Origin of the sequence: Fontibacillus panacisegetis, assembly GCF_900102215.1 — a bacterium.
GTDB classification, from domain to species: domain Bacteria; phylum Bacillota; class Bacilli; order Paenibacillales; family Paenibacillaceae; genus Fontibacillus; species Fontibacillus panacisegetis.
Map to the genome: position 1 here is coordinate 86320 of NZ_FNBG01000018.1, position 18580 is coordinate 104899.

At 42.5% G+C, this 18580-nt stretch carries 21 protein-coding genes; 13 read left to right on the top strand and 8 right to left on the bottom strand.

Annotation, left to right across the window (positions count from 1 at the left end; all coding sequences use genetic code 11):
- The first annotated feature begins 251 nt into the window (after positions 1-251).
- The 4 genes from mnmL to BLS49_RS15505 all read left to right on the top strand — a co-directional run bounded on the left by mnmL (position 252) and on the right by BLS49_RS15505 (position 3269).
- A complete protein-coding gene (gene mnmL, locus BLS49_RS15490; RefSeq protein WP_091232374.1) occupies positions 252-1205 on the top strand; it encodes a tRNA modification radical SAM protein MnmL/YtqA in 954 nt (317 codons plus the stop codon).
- A gap of 1 nt (position 1206) precedes the next feature.
- Positions 1207-1821, top strand: a complete 615-nt coding sequence (gene mnmM, locus BLS49_RS15495) for a tRNA 5-(aminomethyl)-2-thiouridylate-methyltransferase MnmM (protein ID WP_091232377.1) — start codon at positions 1207-1209, stop codon at positions 1819-1821.
- A 43-nt stretch (positions 1822-1864) separates the two neighbouring features.
- A complete protein-coding gene (locus BLS49_RS15500) occupies positions 1865-2263 on the top strand; it encodes a VOC family protein (RefSeq protein ID WP_091232383.1) in 399 nt (132 codons plus the stop codon).
- Between the two features lie 76 nt (positions 2264-2339).
- On the top strand, positions 2340-3269 hold the full coding sequence (locus BLS49_RS15505; RefSeq protein ID WP_091232388.1) for an alpha/beta hydrolase: 930 nt from the start codon (positions 2340-2342) through the stop codon (positions 3267-3269).
- Here BLS49_RS15505 and BLS49_RS15510 read toward each other — a convergent pair.
- A complete protein-coding gene (locus tag BLS49_RS15510) occupies positions 3241-4995 on the bottom strand; it encodes a B12-binding domain-containing radical SAM protein (protein WP_091232391.1) in 1755 nt (584 codons plus the stop codon). The genes BLS49_RS15505 and BLS49_RS15510 overlap by 29 nt on opposite strands.
- An 11-nt stretch (positions 4996-5006) precedes the next feature.
- Positions 5007-6848: a DNA helicase RecQ gene (gene recQ / locus BLS49_RS15515; RefSeq protein ID WP_091232394.1), complete on the bottom strand. Its 1842-nt coding sequence runs from the start codon at positions 6846-6848 to the stop codon at positions 5007-5009.
- Positions 6849-7389: 541 nt separating this feature from the next.
- Between recQ and rlmD the strand changes: the two genes are divergently transcribed.
- The 5 genes from rlmD (at position 7390) to BLS49_RS24580 (ending at position 10445) form a co-directional block, all read left to right on the top strand.
- Complete coding sequence (rlmD, locus tag BLS49_RS15520) at positions 7390-8940, top strand: 23S rRNA (uracil(1939)-C(5))-methyltransferase RlmD (protein WP_091232396.1); 1551 nt, start codon at positions 7390-7392, stop codon at positions 8938-8940.
- 546 nt (positions 8941-9486) lie between these two features.
- The gene (locus tag BLS49_RS15525; RefSeq protein ID WP_139173146.1) at positions 9487-9669 is read left to right on the top strand and encodes a helix-turn-helix domain-containing protein; all 183 of its coding nucleotides are present in this window, start codon (positions 9487-9489) and stop codon (positions 9667-9669) included.
- Positions 9666-10040 carry a hypothetical protein gene (locus tag BLS49_RS15530; RefSeq protein WP_091232402.1) on the top strand — a complete coding sequence of 125 codons (375 nt, stop codon included), beginning with the start codon at positions 9666-9668 and terminating at the stop codon, positions 10038-10040. The genes BLS49_RS15525 and BLS49_RS15530 overlap by 4 nt, the downstream gene beginning before the upstream one ends.
- 4 nt (positions 10041-10044) lie before the next feature.
- Positions 10045-10236, top strand: a complete 192-nt coding sequence (locus BLS49_RS15535; RefSeq protein WP_091232407.1) for a helix-turn-helix domain-containing protein — start codon at positions 10045-10047, stop codon at positions 10234-10236.
- On the top strand, positions 10233-10445 hold the full coding sequence (locus BLS49_RS24580) for a MerR family transcriptional regulator (RefSeq protein ID WP_139173147.1): 213 nt from the start codon (positions 10233-10235) through the stop codon (positions 10443-10445). The genes BLS49_RS15535 and BLS49_RS24580 overlap by 4 nt, the downstream gene beginning before the upstream one ends.
- Before the next feature lie 884 nt (positions 10446-11329).
- Here BLS49_RS24580 and BLS49_RS15540 read toward each other — a convergent pair.
- Complete coding sequence (locus BLS49_RS15540; protein WP_091232410.1) at positions 11330-11674, bottom strand: RidA family protein; 345 nt, start codon at positions 11672-11674, stop codon at positions 11330-11332.
- A gap of 137 nt (positions 11675-11811) precedes the next feature.
- On the opposite strand from BLS49_RS15540, the gene BLS49_RS24865 reads away from it, so the two are divergent.
- Genes BLS49_RS24865 through BLS49_RS15550 form a run of 3 tightly spaced genes read left to right on the top strand, consistent with a single transcriptional unit; the run spans position 11812 to position 13072 of the window.
- A complete protein-coding gene (locus BLS49_RS24865) occupies positions 11812-11967 on the top strand; it encodes a hypothetical protein (RefSeq protein ID WP_175471429.1) in 156 nt (51 codons plus the stop codon).
- A 2-nt stretch (positions 11968-11969) separates the two neighbouring features.
- Entirely contained in the window at positions 11970-12203 is a 234-nt protein-coding gene (locus BLS49_RS15545) for a recombinase family protein (RefSeq protein WP_091232416.1), read from the top strand.
- A gap of 38 nt (positions 12204-12241) precedes the next feature.
- Entirely contained in the window at positions 12242-13072 is an 831-nt protein-coding gene (locus tag BLS49_RS15550; RefSeq protein ID WP_175471430.1) for a recombinase family protein, read from the top strand.
- A 225-nt stretch (positions 13073-13297) separates the two neighbouring features.
- On the opposite strand, the gene BLS49_RS15555 is transcribed toward BLS49_RS15550, so the two are convergent.
- The 4 genes from BLS49_RS15555 to BLS49_RS15575 all read right to left on the bottom strand — a co-directional run bounded on the left by BLS49_RS15555 (position 13298) and on the right by BLS49_RS15575 (position 16594).
- On the bottom strand, positions 13298-13480 hold the full coding sequence (locus BLS49_RS15555) for an NUDIX hydrolase (RefSeq protein ID WP_091232422.1): 183 nt from the start codon (positions 13478-13480) through the stop codon (positions 13298-13300).
- An 8-nt stretch (positions 13481-13488) separates the two neighbouring features.
- Complete coding sequence (locus BLS49_RS15560) at positions 13489-14697, bottom strand: MFS transporter (RefSeq protein WP_091232424.1); 1209 nt, start codon at positions 14695-14697, stop codon at positions 13489-13491.
- 274 nt (positions 14698-14971) lie between these two features.
- Positions 14972-15604: a radical SAM protein gene (locus BLS49_RS15570; protein ID WP_175471431.1), complete on the bottom strand. Its 633-nt coding sequence runs from the start codon at positions 15602-15604 to the stop codon at positions 14972-14974.
- A gap of 342 nt (positions 15605-15946) precedes the next feature.
- On the bottom strand, positions 15947-16594 hold the full coding sequence (locus BLS49_RS15575; RefSeq protein WP_245742466.1) for a WecB/TagA/CpsF family glycosyltransferase: 648 nt from the start codon (positions 16592-16594) through the stop codon (positions 15947-15949).
- Positions 16595-17164: 570 nt separating this feature from the next.
- On the opposite strand from BLS49_RS15575, the gene BLS49_RS15580 reads away from it, so the two are divergent.
- Complete coding sequence (locus BLS49_RS15580; protein WP_091232435.1) at positions 17165-18046, top strand: aminoglycoside 6-adenylyltransferase; 882 nt, start codon at positions 17165-17167, stop codon at positions 18044-18046.
- 182 nt (positions 18047-18228) lie between these two features.
- Here the strand turns inward: BLS49_RS15580 and BLS49_RS15585 are convergent.
- On the bottom strand, positions 18229-18580 hold a 352-nt coding region (locus BLS49_RS15585; RefSeq protein WP_175471432.1), incomplete at its 5' end, for a transposase.

Consider the following 18580-nt stretch of genomic DNA (forward strand, 5'->3'; position numbering starts at 1 on the left):
GCCGCCGGGGAGACGGTCAAAAGATTCCTTCTTCGATCTATATTGGAATTGGGGTCCAACGAAATTTAATCACTCTCAAAATAACATAATTTGTCATTATTCGCAAGAAACAAGCCAGCTTAAATTCCCCTTTTTTAATAATTTTTGATACAATAATTCAAGAGAATATGCATGAAACAGTTGCTTATCAAATCATTTAAATTTTTATGAACATTTATTGAACATTAGTTAAATGAACAGAAGGAGCCCAAATGAATACACAACTAACAAATAGCCCCAAACTTTGGGGTGATAAAAGATTTCATACATGGAACACGGAAATGCGCCGCGAATTTGGAGACAAGGTGTTTAAAGTAATGCTTGATGCCGGCTTTACTTGTCCAAATAGGGATGGCTCCATCGCGAAGGGGGGATGTACCTTCTGCAGCGCACGCGGATCAGGTGACTTTGCAGGCAGCCGCCGCGATGACCTCATCACCCAATTCAATACAATCCGTGACAGACAGCATCTAAAATGGCCTCATGCTAAATACATCGGCTATTTTCAAGCTTATACGAATACTTATGCTCCGGTGGAAACGCTTCGTGAATATTATGAAGCCATTCTCGAGCAACCAGGTGTGGTTGGTCTTTCGATAGCGACAAGACCGGATTGCTTGCCGGATGACGTCATTGATTATTTGGCAGAATTAAATGAACGAACTTACTTATGGGTAGAAATGGGCCTGCAAACGATTCATGAATCTACATCAGAGCTCATTAACCGAGCCCATGATTCGAAATGTTATCTGGATGCAGTTGAAAAGCTGCGAAAACGCAACATTCGAGTGTGTACCCACATCATTTACGGGTTGCCTCAAGAAACTCATGAGATGATGCTAGATACAGGTCGAGCTGTGGCCAACATGGATGTACAAGGCATCAAAATACACCTGCTTCACCTCATGCGCAAAACACCGATGGTGAAGCAGTACGAGGCCGGTCTCCTGAGATTCCTGGAGAAGGACGAATACGTGAAGCTCATCGTTGATACTCTTGAGTTTCTACCTCCTGAAATGATTGTACACCGCTTAACTGGAGACGCCCCACGCGACCTTCTGGTCGGGCCGATGTGGAGCTTAAAAAAATGGGAAGTGCTGAATGCTATCGACGATGAGCTGAAACGTCGAGATACGTGGCAAGGAAAGTATTGGAGGGCTTTTTAATATGGGATTTCCCTCTGTACTCAGCTTTGCACATAAATTAATAAGCGAAAGATTACAGCCCGGTGATATTGCGATTGATGCTACTGCAGGAACCGGAGCCGATACGCTGTTTCTCGCCAAAACCTGTGGACGTCGCGGTCATGTATATGCCTTTGACATCCAAAGGAAAGCGCTGGAATTAACCAGATCCAGACTTGACAGAGAAATGGAAAATCAGATTGAGGGCAAAACAGAGAAGCAAACTGGCCATTTGGCCTATGTTACTCTGTTAGAGCAAAGTCACTCCGAGATGGAAGAAGCGATACCATCAGAGATTAAAGGCAAGGTTGGCGCAATTATGTTCAATCTCGGTTACCTTCCTTCAGAGGGAGCTGACCATTCGCTCATCACTCAAACTGACAGCACGCTCGTCGCTCTTTATAGTGCGATTACATTGCTTCGCCCCCGTGGAATTGTAACTGCGGTGCTCTATCCGGGCCATTCAGGAGGGGACTCTGAAGCATCTGCTGTCGAAGCCTGGGCTGCCGCCCTACCCTCAACACTCGGACAGGCTCTCATATACAGACAGCTGCAAAAGCCCGAAGCACCATACTTGATAGCGATTGAGAAGAAATAATGATCAATTATAAATTTCATTTAGGTAAAGAGAGGTAAAACTAATGGCGATTACTAAAATTGAGCATGTAGGCATATATGTAACTGCACTGGAGGATTCGATAGAGTTTTATGAACGGGTCATTGGACTCCGGCATTTGCATACCATTGGTGAGGTTGGAGAAGATATTCGCCTCGCTTTTTTAACTTTTCCCGGACAAGAATCTGTGGAAGTTGAACTAATATGGAAAGCAAAAGCCTCTGATTTAGCTAAAGAAGGTCGAGTTCATCACATCGCCTTCACTGTAAGTGGAATTAAAAAAGAATATGCACGAATCGCTGATCTTGGATTATCCGGACTAAGTCCTGAAATTCTTTCTTTAGCTACAGGCGGCCGTTTCTTCTTCTTTAACGGTCCTGACGGTGAACGCATCGAATTTTTTGAACCTCTCCATTTAGTGTAAGAAGCGATTTTACAATGCTGTGTTAATAAAAGGAACCCGTGTAGTCAGACCATCTGGAGAAAGGAAGTGCCGAAGCTTGCAGGAGCTTACTTTTACATTTCAAAATGATTCAGGGCATCATGTATTTGTCTATCACTGGTACCCTTCTGATGACTCCCTGCCCTTACGCGGCATCGTACAAATCGCGCACGGAATGACGGAAACGGCAAAGCGCTATGAACGTTTCGCTGAATTTCTGATCCAATCAGGGTACATCGTCTATGCCAATGATCATCGAGGCCACGGTAAAACAGCAGGAAGTCAAGAGGAGCTTGGCTGGCCTGGAAAAGACGGGCTAAACGGAATGGTAAGGGATGTTATTACACTTGGAGAAATGATTCATGATAAGCACTCTGAACTTCCACTCTTCCTGATGGGTCACAGTATGGGCTCCTTTTTAACTCAAAAAGTAATGTATTCCCGTCCTGAGCTATACACAGGCTTTATACTGAGTGGGACGAACGGGCCTCGGCCGTTGCTATCCATCGGTGAAGGGATCGCCCGTCTTCAAATCAGACTTCAGGGTGAGGAACATCGCAGCCTGCTGCTGAACGCCATTACATTCGGTAATTTCAACAAAAGGTTTCTTCCGGTTCATACTCCCTTTGATTGGCTCTCCAGGGACCAGGAAGAAGTCGATAAGTATGTAAAAGACCCACACTGCGGCTTCCTGTGCAGTGCGGGCTTTTTCCAGCAATTTTTTAGTCTGTTGCAAGAAATCCATCGTCCTTACAAAATGCGGCAAATCCCGAAGGATAAGCCTGTCTACGTTTTTTCCGGAGCTAGCGATCCTGTCGGATTGTACGGTGATGGTGTGCGCCGTTTGATTCTTCGGTATGAACAGCTCGGACTCTGTGATGTCGAAATCAAGCTGTATCCAGATGGAAGACATGAAATGCTGAATGAAATTAATCGGGATGAGGTTACCCTCGATGCAATTAATTGGTTAGAACGGCATCTCCCTTAATTGGCAGGGGTATAGAGTAGTAGCTTGGACGTTCATCCTCTTCCTGCTGATATAACACAACTAGCAATGAATGATTCGGCTTGAGTTCCCGACCTTCACCCAGTGTAAATGGAATCTCCTCTACCACGGCAAATTTTTGGAGCTCTCTCTCATCAAGATTAGAGTATGATGGCAAGGCAAGCTCACCGTCTGCCAGTCCTTTAACGTAAGAATTACGCCGATCCTTGCTCATTCTCTCCTCCCACCAAACTTTGCGTGGCTTGTACTTGTGACCAAGGAAATAATCCAGCTTCATAAGTCCAAGCACAATGTCCGGGTTCTGTAGTCCGCGTTCAGACAAAAAGTCATTCAGACGCGTGAATAAATCCTCCAGCTGATGCCCAATACGCTGCCAGCCTCTCTCTTCCCAGAAATCCCCGAACTCTTGAAAGAAATCAAATGGGGAGTCAAATTCCGATGTAATCAAGTACTCGACGGTATGGTCCATCCGATGGTCATTCCAATACTTTTCAAGCACATCCTCAAGACGTTTCAACCGCACAATATCCGAAAAAGACATCACATCATTTCCCAGAATTTCGTACGGGGCATTATCCATGTAAATATAATTGTACTTCGCAGCCTCGTTCCGAAGCCCTGTACCACGAAGCATTTTCAGGAATCCTAGCTGCAATTCCTCAGGTCTCATGGCAAACACGTCATTAAAGGTTTTCCGAAAAGTAGCATAATCCTCTTCAGGAAGACCGGCAATGAGATCCAAATGCTGATCGATTTTACCGCTATCCTTAATCTTCATTACTGTACGGGTCAGCTTCGTAAAGTTCTGACGACGTTTGACCAGTTCGTTAGTTGGATCATTTGTAGACTGCACTCCGATCTCAAACCGAAAAATGCCTGGTGGCGCGTTCTCAGCCAAATAATCCAGTACTTCAGGCCGCATAATATCTGCGGTGATTTCAAATTGAAATACACAGCCGCGATGATTCTGTATTAGAAATTCAAACATTTCCATCGCATAGCTGCGGTTAATATTAAATGTACGGTCCAAAAATTTTATCGTCTTCGCCCCGTTATCGATGAGATATGTGATATCGGATTTCACCCGTTCAATATCATAGTAACGGACACCTACCTCAATACTGGACAGACAGAATTGGCAATTGAAAGGACAGCCGCGGCTTGTCTCAAAGTATATGATTCTTTTGCCGAGATTCGGTAAGTCCTCGGGGAAACGATGCGGTGACGGAAGACTGTTAAGGTCTGACTTGGGTCTTGGCGGATTAATGACCACCTCATCGCCATTTCGATAAGCTGCCCCGAATACATAATGAAACTTGCGGTCGCCGGACAACTCCTGCAGCAAGTGATGAAAGGTCTCTTCCCCATCTCCCATGACGATAAAATCAACATTTTTGATTCGATCCATCCAGTATGCGGTATCATAGGACACTTCCGGCCCGCCGAGCACGATTGCTGTTTCGGGCATTATTTTTTTCAGCATATTCACAACTTTAATCGTCTCTTCCATGTTCCAAATGTAACAGGAAAAACCGATAACATCCGGCTTACGCTTGAACAAATCAGATACAATATTCAAGACAGGGTCTTTGATGGTATATTCCGCCATATCGATATCAAATTCTTGACCGCTGTATGCCTTAAGCAGCCGCAGCGCCAAAGAAGTATGAATATATTTTGCATTTAATGTAGCTACAATAACTTTCATCGTTCACAACCCTACTCCATATTTTGAAAAAAATCGAGAAAAACTGTGCCATATTTACGGAACTTCATTTCGCCGACACCTTTGATTTTCAGCATATCCGCTTCACGGGTCGGGCAAACTACGCTCATTTCACGCAGTGTGGCATCATTGAAAATAATGTAGGAAGGAACATGCTCCTTCTCTGCCAATTCGCGGCGAATCAGACGAAGCTGCTCAAACACCGTCTCGTTAACGGCCGACGGACTCTCGTCATATGCTGATCTTCTGCGTCTGCTATATGAGGATTCCACTCCACTGGAATGAGAAGGTTCCGGTGCGCGCATCATAACCTGATGCTGGCCTTTTAACACGTCTCCCGCAAGCGTTTGAAGACGGACAATGGGATACTGTCCTTCAGACAGAGCCAGATATCCCTCCGCAATAAACGTATTGATTAACTCCGAAATCTCCTTCTCCGTACGCTCTCGCATCATACCGTAGGTTGGCAAATGATCGAAGTTATACTGAAGTACCTTTTTGTTTTTTGAGCCTTTAAGTACAGAAGATACTAATGACACGCCAAAACGCTCCCGCATCCGATGGATACAAGAAAAAACAATCTGGGCATCTCTAGTCATATCTACCAGTTCACGCTCATCCGTGCATGAGCTGCATGTGCCACAGGGCTTATGATCATGAGCCTCGCCAAAATAGTCAAGCATGGCCCAACGGAGACACTGCGTAGAATAGCAGTACTCTATCATCTGCTGAAGCTTGCGGTATTCATTCCGCTTGCGATCCTGATCCTGTGGATTCTGCTCGATCAGAAATTTCTGGGTCATGATGTCCTGAGGACTAAAGAGCAGGATACACTCGCTCGGCTCACCGTCCCGTCCTGCACGGCCTGCCTCCTGTACGTAAGCCTCCATATTTTTCGGCATATTAAAATGGATAACGTATCGAACGTTTGACTTATCGATCCCCATGCCAAAAGCGTTCGTTGCCACCATCACGCGAATATCATCGTAAAGGAACGCTTCCTGGCTCTGCTCACGCTCACGGTCTGACAAGCCTGCATGATAACGTCCCGCCGGAATACCTGAACCCCGAAGTCGTTCATACAGATCATCGACCTCTTTACGAGTCGCAGCATACACAATGCCCGGCTGATGCGAATGCTCCATTGCATATTTCAACACATATTCACGTTTGTTTTCACCGCGAAGCACAGACATGGCCAGGTTATCTCGTCCAAGACCTGTAACGAAGACAGAAGGTTTGTTCAACCGCAGCAATGAGATCATATCATCCATAACCTCTGGCGTTGCCGTAGCCGTAAAGGCAGCAACGATCGGTCGTTTTGGCAGGCCGTTTACGAATGGATATACTGCAAGATAACTTGTCCGAAAATCATGACCCCATTGCGACACACAGTGCGCTTCGTCTACGGCGACGCAGGAGATTTCAAGACTGTTCATTTCCTCGCGGAACCAATCGAGCTCCAGCCGCTCGGGGGCAACATACAATAACTTAAGCTCCCCTCTCTTGGCTGCTCGAATGCGTTCATTCACTTCTTTTCCAGACAATGTGCTATTAATATAAGCCGCTGAGATCCCCATCGTAAGAAGCCCGTCCACCTGATCCTTCATCAGTGAAATAAGCGGTGAAATAACAAGCGTCAGTCCAGAAAAAATTAGTGCAGGAATCTGATAACAGATCGATTTCCCGCCCCCCGTCGGCATAATACCCAGCGTATCGCCTCCGGTTAATATACTTTCCACGATTTTTCGTTGCCCTTCACGAAAGTCCGGGTAACCGTAATATTTTTGCAAATATTCCCTTGCTTGCTCCAGGCGGGTTATTTGATCATTCATGCTACTAGCTCCTTAACTCAACATATAATATTTAGTTTAGCGGTCATGACGCGGATGGGCAACTGCTTAAGTAAGTGACATAAGCTACATCAAGTGCCGTAAACGGCTGATGTCCTTCCTAAAATGCTGTATATGAACGGGAGTGGCTGTGGATTTGCTGCGGATTGCACTGTCTCTTAGCAGATTTACTGAATACTGCACTGGCTCTATGTGAAATTGCTGCAAAAGCGCATCTTTTATCTACTTTGTAGAGATGCTTAGTAAAATTACTGCAAAAGTACATCTATTTCAGCTCAATCTCAGCTTTTTGGCATAGTAGGATAGAAATTCCTGCGTTTTTGCAGGCATTCTTCAAATACAGTAACTTCGACCGAAAAATTGCTGCACTTTTGCATTTTTTCACCTTTCGAAATTTATTTGCGCTAATACCTGCCATTCAAAACATAAAACTCAGGCGGATCGTTTCATGGTGCTTGCCCTCCTCGCGTGTTATATTTAAACTTGAGCAATAAATCAGATCGTAAATGGAGAAATTGAAACGATGACAAACAACAACAGCAAACCGAATAAAAAAATAGATCATAAACGTCGTGGTGACAATCGTGCTTCGAATCAAGCTAAACTCAGCGGCCAAAAGGACAACCACCGTAATGGATCCAGTTCTGCTCGCAGTGACGTAAAACGTAACAAATTGCAAAGCGTTCCCCGAGTAACTAATCGTCAGACTGCTGAAGAGATTCATAGTGGAGACCGTATTGTCGTAACAATCAAGCGGCTAGGTATCAATGGAGAAGGTGTCGGCTATTATCGTCGAAAAGCTGTATTTATCGAAGGGGCTCTGCCTGATGAAGTTGTGAAGGCCGAAGTTACCCGAGTAGAGCATAAATTCATTGCAGCTAAAATAACACATCTCGAAAAGACCTCCCCATACCGCGTCGACGCCCCCTGCCCAGTATTTGGCATTTGCGGCGGGTGTCAGATTCAGCATTTGAGCTATGAAGGACAGCTTGCGGCTAAGGAAGACATTCTACGTGAAGCCTTCACACGCTATACTGGGATCGATAATATCCGTATGAAGCCCATTCTTGGCATGGAGCATCCTTGGGGTTATCGCAATAAAGCCCAGCTCCAGCTAGGAATGCAGCAGGAAGGTTTAATTGCAGGTCTATATGCGGCTGATTCTCATAAACTGATTGATATTACCGGCTGTCCGATTCAGCATCCAAAAATCAATGAAGCCGTAGATAAAACAAGAAATGTTCTGCAACGGCTGCAAATCCCTGTCTACAAGGATAAAAGCGGACAAGGCTTAGTTCGCACTATCGTAGCCCGTTGGGGCTTCCAATCCGGACAGCTGCAAATCACGCTCATCACAACAAGCGACAAGCTGCCTCAACGTGAGGAATTGATCAAGTCGCTTCGCCTGGCTCTGCCTGAATTGACCAGCATTGCCCTGAACGTTAATCCGAAGAATACTTCCCTTATTTTCGGAAATAAAACGATACTCCTATGGGGAGAGGATAACATACAAGAATCGCTTGGTGATTTGGAATTCACCCTATCCCCACGCGCCTTCTTCCAGCTCAATCCTCTGCAAACTGTGAAGCTGTATGAATCTGTGCGGACTGCTGCTGGACTAACCGGTCGAGAAACTGTCGTAGATGCCTATTGCGGAACGGGAACGATTGGACTCTGGCTCGCTCCATATGCAGGAGAAGTTCGCGGAATTGAGTCAATTCCGGAGGCTGTTGAAGATGCGCGGTCGAACGCTGAGCGCAACGGACGGACCAACGCCGTGTTCTATGAGGGTTATGCGGAGGAGCTTCTGCCCCGCTGGGTGAAATCCGGCTTCTCACCGGACGTCATTATCGCTGATCCACCTCGTACTGGCCTTGACCCCACATTCATCGAGGCGGTGCTGCGCACAAAGCCAAAGCGCTTCATCTACGTTTCTTGCAATCCTTCTACTTTGGCTAAGGACTGCAAAACGCTATTAGACGGCGGTTACTCAATCGAATGGGTTCAGCCTGTAGATATGTTTCCGCAGACGAGTCATGTGGAGTGTTGCTCACTGTTGGTCAGGAAAGACTAGTAGTTGAGGTGTATTGGCGTATACAACAACGGAGCGGGAGAAGTCCCGCTTCTTTTTTTGTCCATAAGTTCAACTAATTAGGGGCGGCTATTGATAGTCATCCTTTGTTGTACCCCTACCCATTGCCTAGCGTAAAGGCAATTGCTCTTGAGCAGAAGTTAAGGCTTGTCGTGCTTGCCTGAAATTTTTTCAAATATCTTCTGTACGCACAAAGAAAGCCCCAACCATATCGGCGGGGCTGTAAGAAGGGAGCGTGAATGTTTCTATTATTGACATGAAGATAGCGGATATACCTATCTTCCTATCAAATTAAAATGCTTTAGAATGTACCCCTATTCTTTACATGAGATTCCCTCCCCCAATGACTTGTTTTTCCTAGATACCTTCATTACAGACCTTATTTGCCTTAGCTTGCCTTTGTCGGTGTTCTATGAAGATTGTACTTTCTTCCCATAATTCATCTTTGTCATCTGTACACACCTTTTGTTAATCTTTACCGCCTGTAACCTATATTGATAGCAGATGAATTTAAGGCAGGTGAAGAAGATGGAAAAGATGTTTTCGATTAAAGAAGCTAAAGAGATATTGGGTCTTTCTTACAATACCGTGTACCGACTGGTTAGTAATGGCACTATTAATGCTGTCAAAATCGGCGGTTCTATTCGTATCTCTCAAGCGGCGCTTAGGAAGTTTATTTTTGAAGACACGTTGGGGGGTAAAAGTCAATGATAATCAACAGTAAGGCGGTCTCACTCACTGAAGCCGCCACAATGCTAGGCATGACTGAAGTGGAGGTTCTACGGCTGGCTCAATACGGATACTTGGAACAAAGCAAGCCTGAAGACGGCAAGACACGGGTTAGTCTCCACAGCCTTGAGAGATACGCCCATCGTAACGGTACAGCCCTTCAAGAAGTCCCTAAGCCCTCTGTAGGGCTTGCAGGAAGCTTTACTGTGGCTGAGACTATGACAAAGCTAAGCCTACGTACTGAGGTCGCAGTACATCGACTTATGCAGGCGGGTAAGCTGAGTGCACGAATGGACAAGGGTACTTACAAGGTCGATGCAGGAAGCGTAAGAAACTATATTCTAGGAGCGTGACACGATGATTGATAACAGACACTACACAGTAAGTGAGATTACAGAGATGTTCAATGTTGAAGACAAGACCGTGCGGAAGTGGATTAACGAGGGGAAACTATTTGCAGTGCAATTGGCAGGTACAACAATTCGTATCCCTGAGTCTGAACTTCAATACTTCTACAGACGTTCGCAGGCATGGGGGTGGAAAGAATGAAAATTGGGACTTGCGAACGAGTAGCCCGCTCCCTTGGATGTAGTCCACAGCAAATTAAGAGATTCTGTGACTTGGGTAAAATACCTTGCTACAGGTCTTCTAGTGACGGAATTCAGTCGATGTATACTTACCGCATACATGAACATGCCTTGCTAGACTACTTTAGCTGTGAGACGGTTGAAGACTTCCAAATGGTTCAATACCGCTAATAATAAGCCTGCCGACTTCACGGCGGGAGTACATAACAGGTATACATTCAAAATATTTGTTCATAATGAGCCTGAAACTTCATATCGGCTTCAATCGTGGTAACAGGAGAACACGCAAAAATACTGGCTCGGCTTTCACCAGCCGATGTAGCCCCGTTAGATGGTTAGTCATGCATTTGAGTTGGTAACTCATTCTCAGATTCTACTTTTTAGTAGCCCCGTCACGGTCGCCGTAAGGCGAGGGAGTCATGACAGACTTATATTTAATATAAACGTGGTAAAGCCGTACCTGAGCACGTCAGATGTCATGTAGGAAGCCTTAACTTCCTTTACTCTTTCCCCATGTGGGGGGAGTAAATTTTCCGTATATATATTACGATAAGATATCGAACTTAAATGACAGGGCGAGCAAGGCGAAGCCCGTGGGAGTAGACCGAAGCGAAGCTGAGGGCTACCCCACCAATTACAAATGAAACTACAAAGTTGATGTGGAATCCCTCGCTGTGCTCGGTCTTCCCCATAGGCATCGCTACGCTCGCCTTTTGTAAAGTTAGACACATGATAAGTTTGACGGGGGTGTATCAAAATTTGACCCACCCTAAACCGTGCCAAAAAGAAAAAGCCGCCCTTTGTTGACGCAGAAGACGGCTCGTTGCCCCTGCTGACACAGGAAGCGACCGCTAACCAATCGTGGTAGGGACGGAAGCACTTGGGCTTCCTGACCTTCACAGTTCCATTATACAAAATAGTCTGCATTTCGTAAGAGTATTGTAACTCCCCCCATGACACAATAATAGCGCGGTGGGGTACATCAAAATTTGACCCACCTTTCTAAAGTAGCTGCTCACTATAGGCGATGTTTATGCCTGTACAATAACTTTCTCTTATACGCCTGTATACGCTACTCCATCAATCATCATAAGGCAATCGGAGTCAAAAAACTCGGTTGTTGTTGTCATTCTAGCTGGAAAAGAATCTGTGGCAAAGTAATCTGAAAATACCCTCTCCATTTCGGGTAAGTCCTTAATGTTTTTTAGGTATACGTGTACCTTTACAACCCTTTCCAACGAAACATCACATTTCTGTAGAGTTTCTTTTAGTCCTGAGAAGGTACTATGTATCTGTTCAGTAAAAGTTTCGCCAAACCCACGGTGTAGACCAAGGAATATGTAATCACCTGCTACAACCGCTTGGGAATAGCTAAATTTGGTAGGGATTCTCTCTAACATTATATAATCTCCTTTTCAAATTATTTTCACCAGCACCAGTATAGAACAAATATTCCCATATGTAAAGATTCCCATAATTGTTATCGCACCTTTCCCGCTATATAGAGCGACCACTGATAGCAAGGGAGATGATAACAATGAATGTCGAAAGAACTTTTAAAGGGAACGAATCATTTATTAGTCTGCTATTGCCTTTAATTGACGCTGAGATTGACAGAATTATAGAACAGCAGGACAGCTTAATGTATAATGATGGAAACGCCAATACATCTCATAGTGAAGAGGTGGCGTAACTATGAGATGTGCAGTATATATTCGTGTTTCTACAGACAAAGTAGAACAAAAATCGTCATTAGAGAATCAGAGAAGTCTTTTCTACCAGTACCTAGAGGATAGGGGGTGGGATGTTTTTGACTTCTATGTAGATGTTGAGAGCGGGACAACTGGTAAGAGAGAACATCTGCAACGCTTGATAGAGGATGCAAAGGCTCGAAAATTTGATGTTATCTTACACCCGCACAGGTTGTAGGCAAGAGAAACGCGGGGCTGTACTGGCATGGAACGTCCGTGAAGAAAATTCTAACTAATCCCCATTATGTTGGCGACTTAGTTCAAGGGCGACAGACAACCGTAAGCGTTACTTCAAAAGTACATGAAGAAATCCCAAGAGAACAGCAAATCATTACTGAAAACGCCCACCAAGCCATTATTTCAAGAGAAGACTTTGAAGCTGTCCAGCAGTACATGATGGGGCGAAAGCGACAGCAAGCAAAGCCTAAGGCAAAAAAGCATCTATTTACAAACTATCTCTTCTGCGCTGATTGTGGTAAGGCTCTATGGTACGTCCATTACCGTAAAGGCTATGTGTGCGGCAACTATTACAAGCACGGTAAGCATGTTTGCAGTCAGCATAGCGTGAAGGAAAAGGAATTAATTGAGGTTATCCTAGCTGATATTCGCAGTAGGGCTGAAAGTCTCAATGAAAAGGAAGTTATGGGGCGGCTAGAGTCCAAGGCGACACAAGCTAGAAGGCAAGCTGAGAAGCAATTGCAAACATTGCAAAAGCGTATTGATAAGCTGAAGGAACAAAAGACAGGGCTAATCAGACTGTTGGCAAGCGGGACTATTACGGAGACCGAATACAAGGAAGCAACTGAGAGTGGTAATGCTGAACTCTGTAGCCTACATGACCAGTTAAAAGACATTCAGTCTTTACAGGCAAGAAGTAGCACAGGAGAAAGTATCATTCGATTGAAGAAGGAACTCAAGCGGTTCATGAAGTTGGATGAACTGACTTCTGAGATGGTACATCGTTTAGTCGATAAGATTGAAGTTCAAGCGGATGGCTCGGTGAACATTCATTACAAGTTCCCCCCCACCGCTCTTCTTACGGCTTAATTTACAGTGACCAACACTCAAGTCATGTGGAGTGCACAGTATTACTTAAATGGAAAGGGGCTAGTACATAAGCCCCTTGTTTTTTCTTGCTTTTTTATTGTTCACAACTAGCTATGTCATCCAGCTTATATATTTCTGTACCTATTGATAACTCATTAGATAATAACTCCCGTATCCAAATGTTATATTTCGCATATATGACCTTGCTAATGTTTATTCATAATCTTATTCATCCCAACCAAACTCATCATAAAATATCCCATTTACATAATTGCTGATCGCTGTATTCACCAAAGGCATTGTGTTATGTGGCAAACTATTTAATTCAAACCACTTATAATGCACATGTTTGACTGGCTCTTTATTCTCAAGCAAACCTGACCACGATTCTGCAAAAACGTTTTGCATCCAAAAACTCACATCCCCTGATTCAAATCATCAATTTTTCGCACTCTTATCTTAGATCTAACAAAAGCTTGGATCAACATTGCCAGTCCAACTAACATTAAATTATAGTAAAAAGGAGCATCAATATTAAAATATTCGATTAAGATACCTGCAATTATAGGCGATATAATAGAACCTAGTTCTGAAAGTGATACTAAATTCCCCATAAATGCACTTCGATTTTCTATAGGTATCACATCCCCAATATGAGAATAAAAAGAATCCAGATAACAGGCTCCTCCAATACCACCGATCAGCATACCTGAATATATAATCCACTTATCAGCGAAGAATAGGAAGAAGCAAATTTCAACCATAATAAAAAACAGACCAGCGATACATAGTAACAATCGATCTTTAAGAACATCTGACAACTTCCCTACAAATGGAGCTGAAACAAAAGTGGATACCCCAACGACAGTGAAGGCAAGACTTATATCCAGTTCACTCCATCCCAGCTTATATTTAGCATAAACCGAGAAGTAAGTTAAAAAAATGGCGTAGGCACTTAACTCTAGAAAATGAACAGTAGAATACAAAAATAATTGTTTATTAAACTTGTTCTTTTCGAGAATATTACCTTTACTAGATTCTGTATTTTCAGAAATCATGATTGCGTGAGGCAGTTTCATTCTGGACACTGCTGCTAGAGAAATGAAAGCAATAAAGGCTACAAAATAAAACGGAATAGACAATGAAAAATTAGTAACAATAAGCCCACTAACGACTGGACCCAATATCATGCCTGCTCCTTCACTACTGCTTACATATCCATTCAGTACTCCTCTATTTTCATTTGTACTTATATTGTTCACTGTTATCCTTACAAAAACACTCAATCCAATAGCTATGAGTCCCTGAAGGATTCTAAGTATCGCTAAAACGATAAAGTCCTTTGCAAATGGAAAACTGACCATACATATAATTTCAGCTATTAATAATATTAGCCCTAGTCGTTTTGCCCCAATCTTGTTGTATACTCTCCCTGTTAGGCTACCTCCACAAAATTTCCCTACGTAAAAGAGAGAAAACAATACACTCATACCAAAAGTAGAAATACCAAACTTCTCGACATAAATGGCAAAAAGGGGAAGTATCATGCTCCCACTCATATTAGTTATTAGGCTGATAATAATCAAACAAAGTATGTTACCATTCATGTATAATTTTGTTTTCATTTGTTACGTACCCTTTCCAGAATATCTAACTCAGAAATATCAATCCTCAAATCGGTACGAAGTAAGCATGGTTGAGCAAAGCCTTCAGGATCTACTCGAATAGACCAAAATCCCTCAACACATGATGATTTAAGCGGACACGCACTACAGGTTCCTACATAGGAACTGCCTAAAGAGTTATCCATTAACCTAACAGAACAGTTCTCAAATTCAATCATTTTTAAATTCACACCGATTCCAGGCTTATTAATATGTTCTCTGCCTCCTTGTTTGATTAATTCCTCTGCCAGGTCATACGTTCCAATATTTCTATATCAATTTGCAAATCGCGAGCAAACTGAATAATATCCATGATCTCATGCTGATTCTCAGGCATAAGCAATGTATTAATTTCAATCTCCGGGAAAATTTCCTTCGCCTGAACTATACTTGCTTTCACTACATCTATAGATCGTGTTCTCTCAATATTCCACATAGATTCATCACTAAAAGCATGCAAAGAGATTTTCAATTTATCGATATGCTTGTTACTTAAAGAATCTAATTTCTTTTTCAGCAAAATTCCATTTGTTGCGATAATAACCTTAAATTCATTTTTTTCATGCAACGGTATAGACTCAAGTATAGGATCAAGCTTTGGAGAAATAAGAGGTTCTCCCCCCGTAAAATAAAGTCTGCTAATTCCTAGGTCAATTAGTGTTTCCACAAGAGTAATATATTCTTGAGTTGAACATGTATGCGTTTTATGTTGCAAACCATTCTTCCCATCTATCTTAACTGGGGGAATTGAGCCTTCGTTATGGCAAAACCAACAACGTGCGTTACAAGTAGTTGTAAGAGAAATCCTAAATCTCCCTTCCTTGACTTTAAAAAATTCAAATTCTTTCAATAACTCTTCATCATGCAAATTAATCACTCCATTTCAAATGTTATTGGATTAATTTATGCAGATTCATGTAGAATTTATTTATCATTCTATAAACGTAATCAAAATCAAATATTTCCCACCTTTTTAAAAATATTTCATAAAATGCTTACTAGACAGTATTATTATGGAGAAAGGATATAACAATAAGATAATTTAAAGTAAGCAAATACTGTCGTATCTTATTCTTGTCTATAGTGGACATTCCACACATGTGGAGTGCTGTTCATTGTTTGTACGGAAGGGCATTTAAATCGGAGATGTATTGGCGGAAATAGTAAAGAGGGGCGATAAACCCCTCTTTTTTCATGCTATCCTGATTTACTACTTCTTAATGATTGCCCGATAAAAAAATATAGGTAGCGCGGACTGTCGCCGCCACCGTGATTTTTGTCCCTTTGCAACAGGAACAGTAAGTAACCGATGAAGCCATTCTAAATTCAATGTCTTCCAAATAGGTGGCGTAGGCTTTACCTTGCCTGCGATTACGTCAAGGCTCCCTCCAACGCCAAAAACAACCTTTACACCATCAAGTTTACGTTTATTCTTATAAATCCATTTATCAGTGTAAGGTGCTCCCATTGCAATTATTAGTACATCGGGTTTGGACTGCTGAATTTCATTAAGTATGAGTTTTTCTTTATCTTCGGAGAAGAATCCGTTATGCCGACCTGCGACGACTACATTTGGATAGCGACTTCGTATCTCTTCCACAGCTTTAAGGTTTGTCTCTTCATCTGTACCAAGAAAATAGAAGCTCCAACCTTGTTCGTTCCCTCTTTCCAATAGTCGAAGAAGCAAATCATAACCAGTGACACGTTCTGAGATAGGGTCACCTTTTCTTTTTGAAGCAATCACAATACCTATCCCATCCGGTGTAATTAAATCTGCCTCTTTTACGATTGTTTGAAGCAACTTATCCGTTTGTTGAGCTATTGTAATCTCAGGGTTCGCTGTGATTAAATGAAACAACTTCGGTTGTCCTTTTTGGATATGTTCGGCTAGTTGATGCACTGTTTCATTAAGCGTTAATTTGGAAAAGGGAACTCCTAATATATTTATTGAGCCTGTCATATACTCACCTTTCAGCATGTAGAATATAGGGCAATTCTACCACACATGTTGAGACTTTTTGAAATTTATTCCACTGTCAGCGTCAATTTACAGCAAACGAGTATTCAAAAATTTTCAGGTATGTCAAACAGCCATAAACTCTTCTATAGACCGCATTACTCAAAGGCTAGGCAGTTGGGAGGGGTACAACAAACTTTGCTCAGAAGTGAGATATGAAAATAAAAAGGTTACTCAGAGAAACAATGAGACATTGCAATACTACAATCCAAGCTTGTTAGCCTTAGCGAATAACAGTAATAGCGGCGTGGAAAATATGTTGCGAATGAAGAAAGAACAAGGCAAGTTTATCGGTAGGAGGGGGTCCCTTGCTTTAACATATGCAAGGTAAGGATGTCTTAAATAGACTTGCAGAAACTGTATTAAAATGTAACTATGTTTAGTATGTTTGAAGATTTGGAGGGAACATATATGAGAACTGAAAAAGAAATGTTAGATTTAATACTAGGAGTTGCTCAAAAGGATGAACGAATCCGTGCGGTATACATGAACGGTTCGCGTACCAATCCTAATGCTCCCAAGGATATTTTTCAGGATTATGATATTGTTTACGTAGTGACTGAAACTTCATCTTTTATAAAAGACGAGACATGGGTAAATGTATTTGGTGATTTGCTTATGATTCAAGAGCCTGATAAAAATGACCAGTCTATAGGCATAGAAATGGATTTTACTCGTTCTTACGGATATTTAATGCTATTTACAGATGGAAATCGTATAGACCTTCACATAGAAACTAAAGAATCTATGATTGAAGGATATGTTAGTGATAAATTGACAGTTCCTCTACTAGATAAGGATAACTGCCTGCCAATCATTCCTGCCCCCACGGATATCGACTATCATGTTAAAGAGCCTACAGAGCAATTATATTTGGGTTGTTGTAATAATTTTTGGTGGTGCCTGCAAAATGTTGCTAAAGGAATTTGGCGTGACGAATTACCGTATGCGAAACAAATGTTTGAGCACGTTATCAGACCTCACTTGGACGAAATGATTTCATGGTGGGTGGGTACCAAAAATGATTTTCAAGTTTCTACAGGGAAAATGGGGAAGTATATGAAAAAGTATCTTCCCGAATCATATTGGGAAATGTATATGGAAACTTATTCCGACAGCAATTATGAAAATATGTGGAACTCGATATTCACTTCTTGTGAATTGTTTAGGGTTCTAGCTAAGGATGTCGCTGAGTATTTTCGATATTCTTACAATGCCAAAGATGATGCCAATATGACTAATTATTTTAAGCGTGTTAGGGAATTGCCCATTGATGCAAAAGGTATTTATTGAATGTCATTGAGCAAATGCCACTCCTTCGATTAAGTACATTTGTACTCCCTTTCACTTCGTCACATGTGGAGTGCTAGTTCCTTTTTACCGGTTTACGATTTTACACTGTCCCTAGACAATGCTCGCGTCCAATGGACTGGTCATCCAGTGACAAGTGTCATGATGCGGAATTCCTGCAAATGTCAGGCTGTTGAGATACCCCTACTTTTAAACTTAGTATCGAAAGAAAAATGAAAATGAAGATGTAAAATACTATACGAAATCTTGTGCATATTCGAGATAGTCCTTCTGGAAAGGTGGAGGGCTATCTTCTTAATGTTCTGTGCAGTTGCGGTTAGCAACGCTTGAATCTGTACATTTTCTCTGCCCCGAAACCGGCAATAGCGAAGCCCGTGGAGCACTTTGGCATCCGCGAAGCTTCGCTCTATAGTTTGGCATCGTATGGCGTAAGCGGCTTTTCCTGCATCACTTTGCCGGTATTTTGCTACTTTTTCCTTGTCGCTCTCCCAAATGTGGCGTTGTACGGTTCGTTGT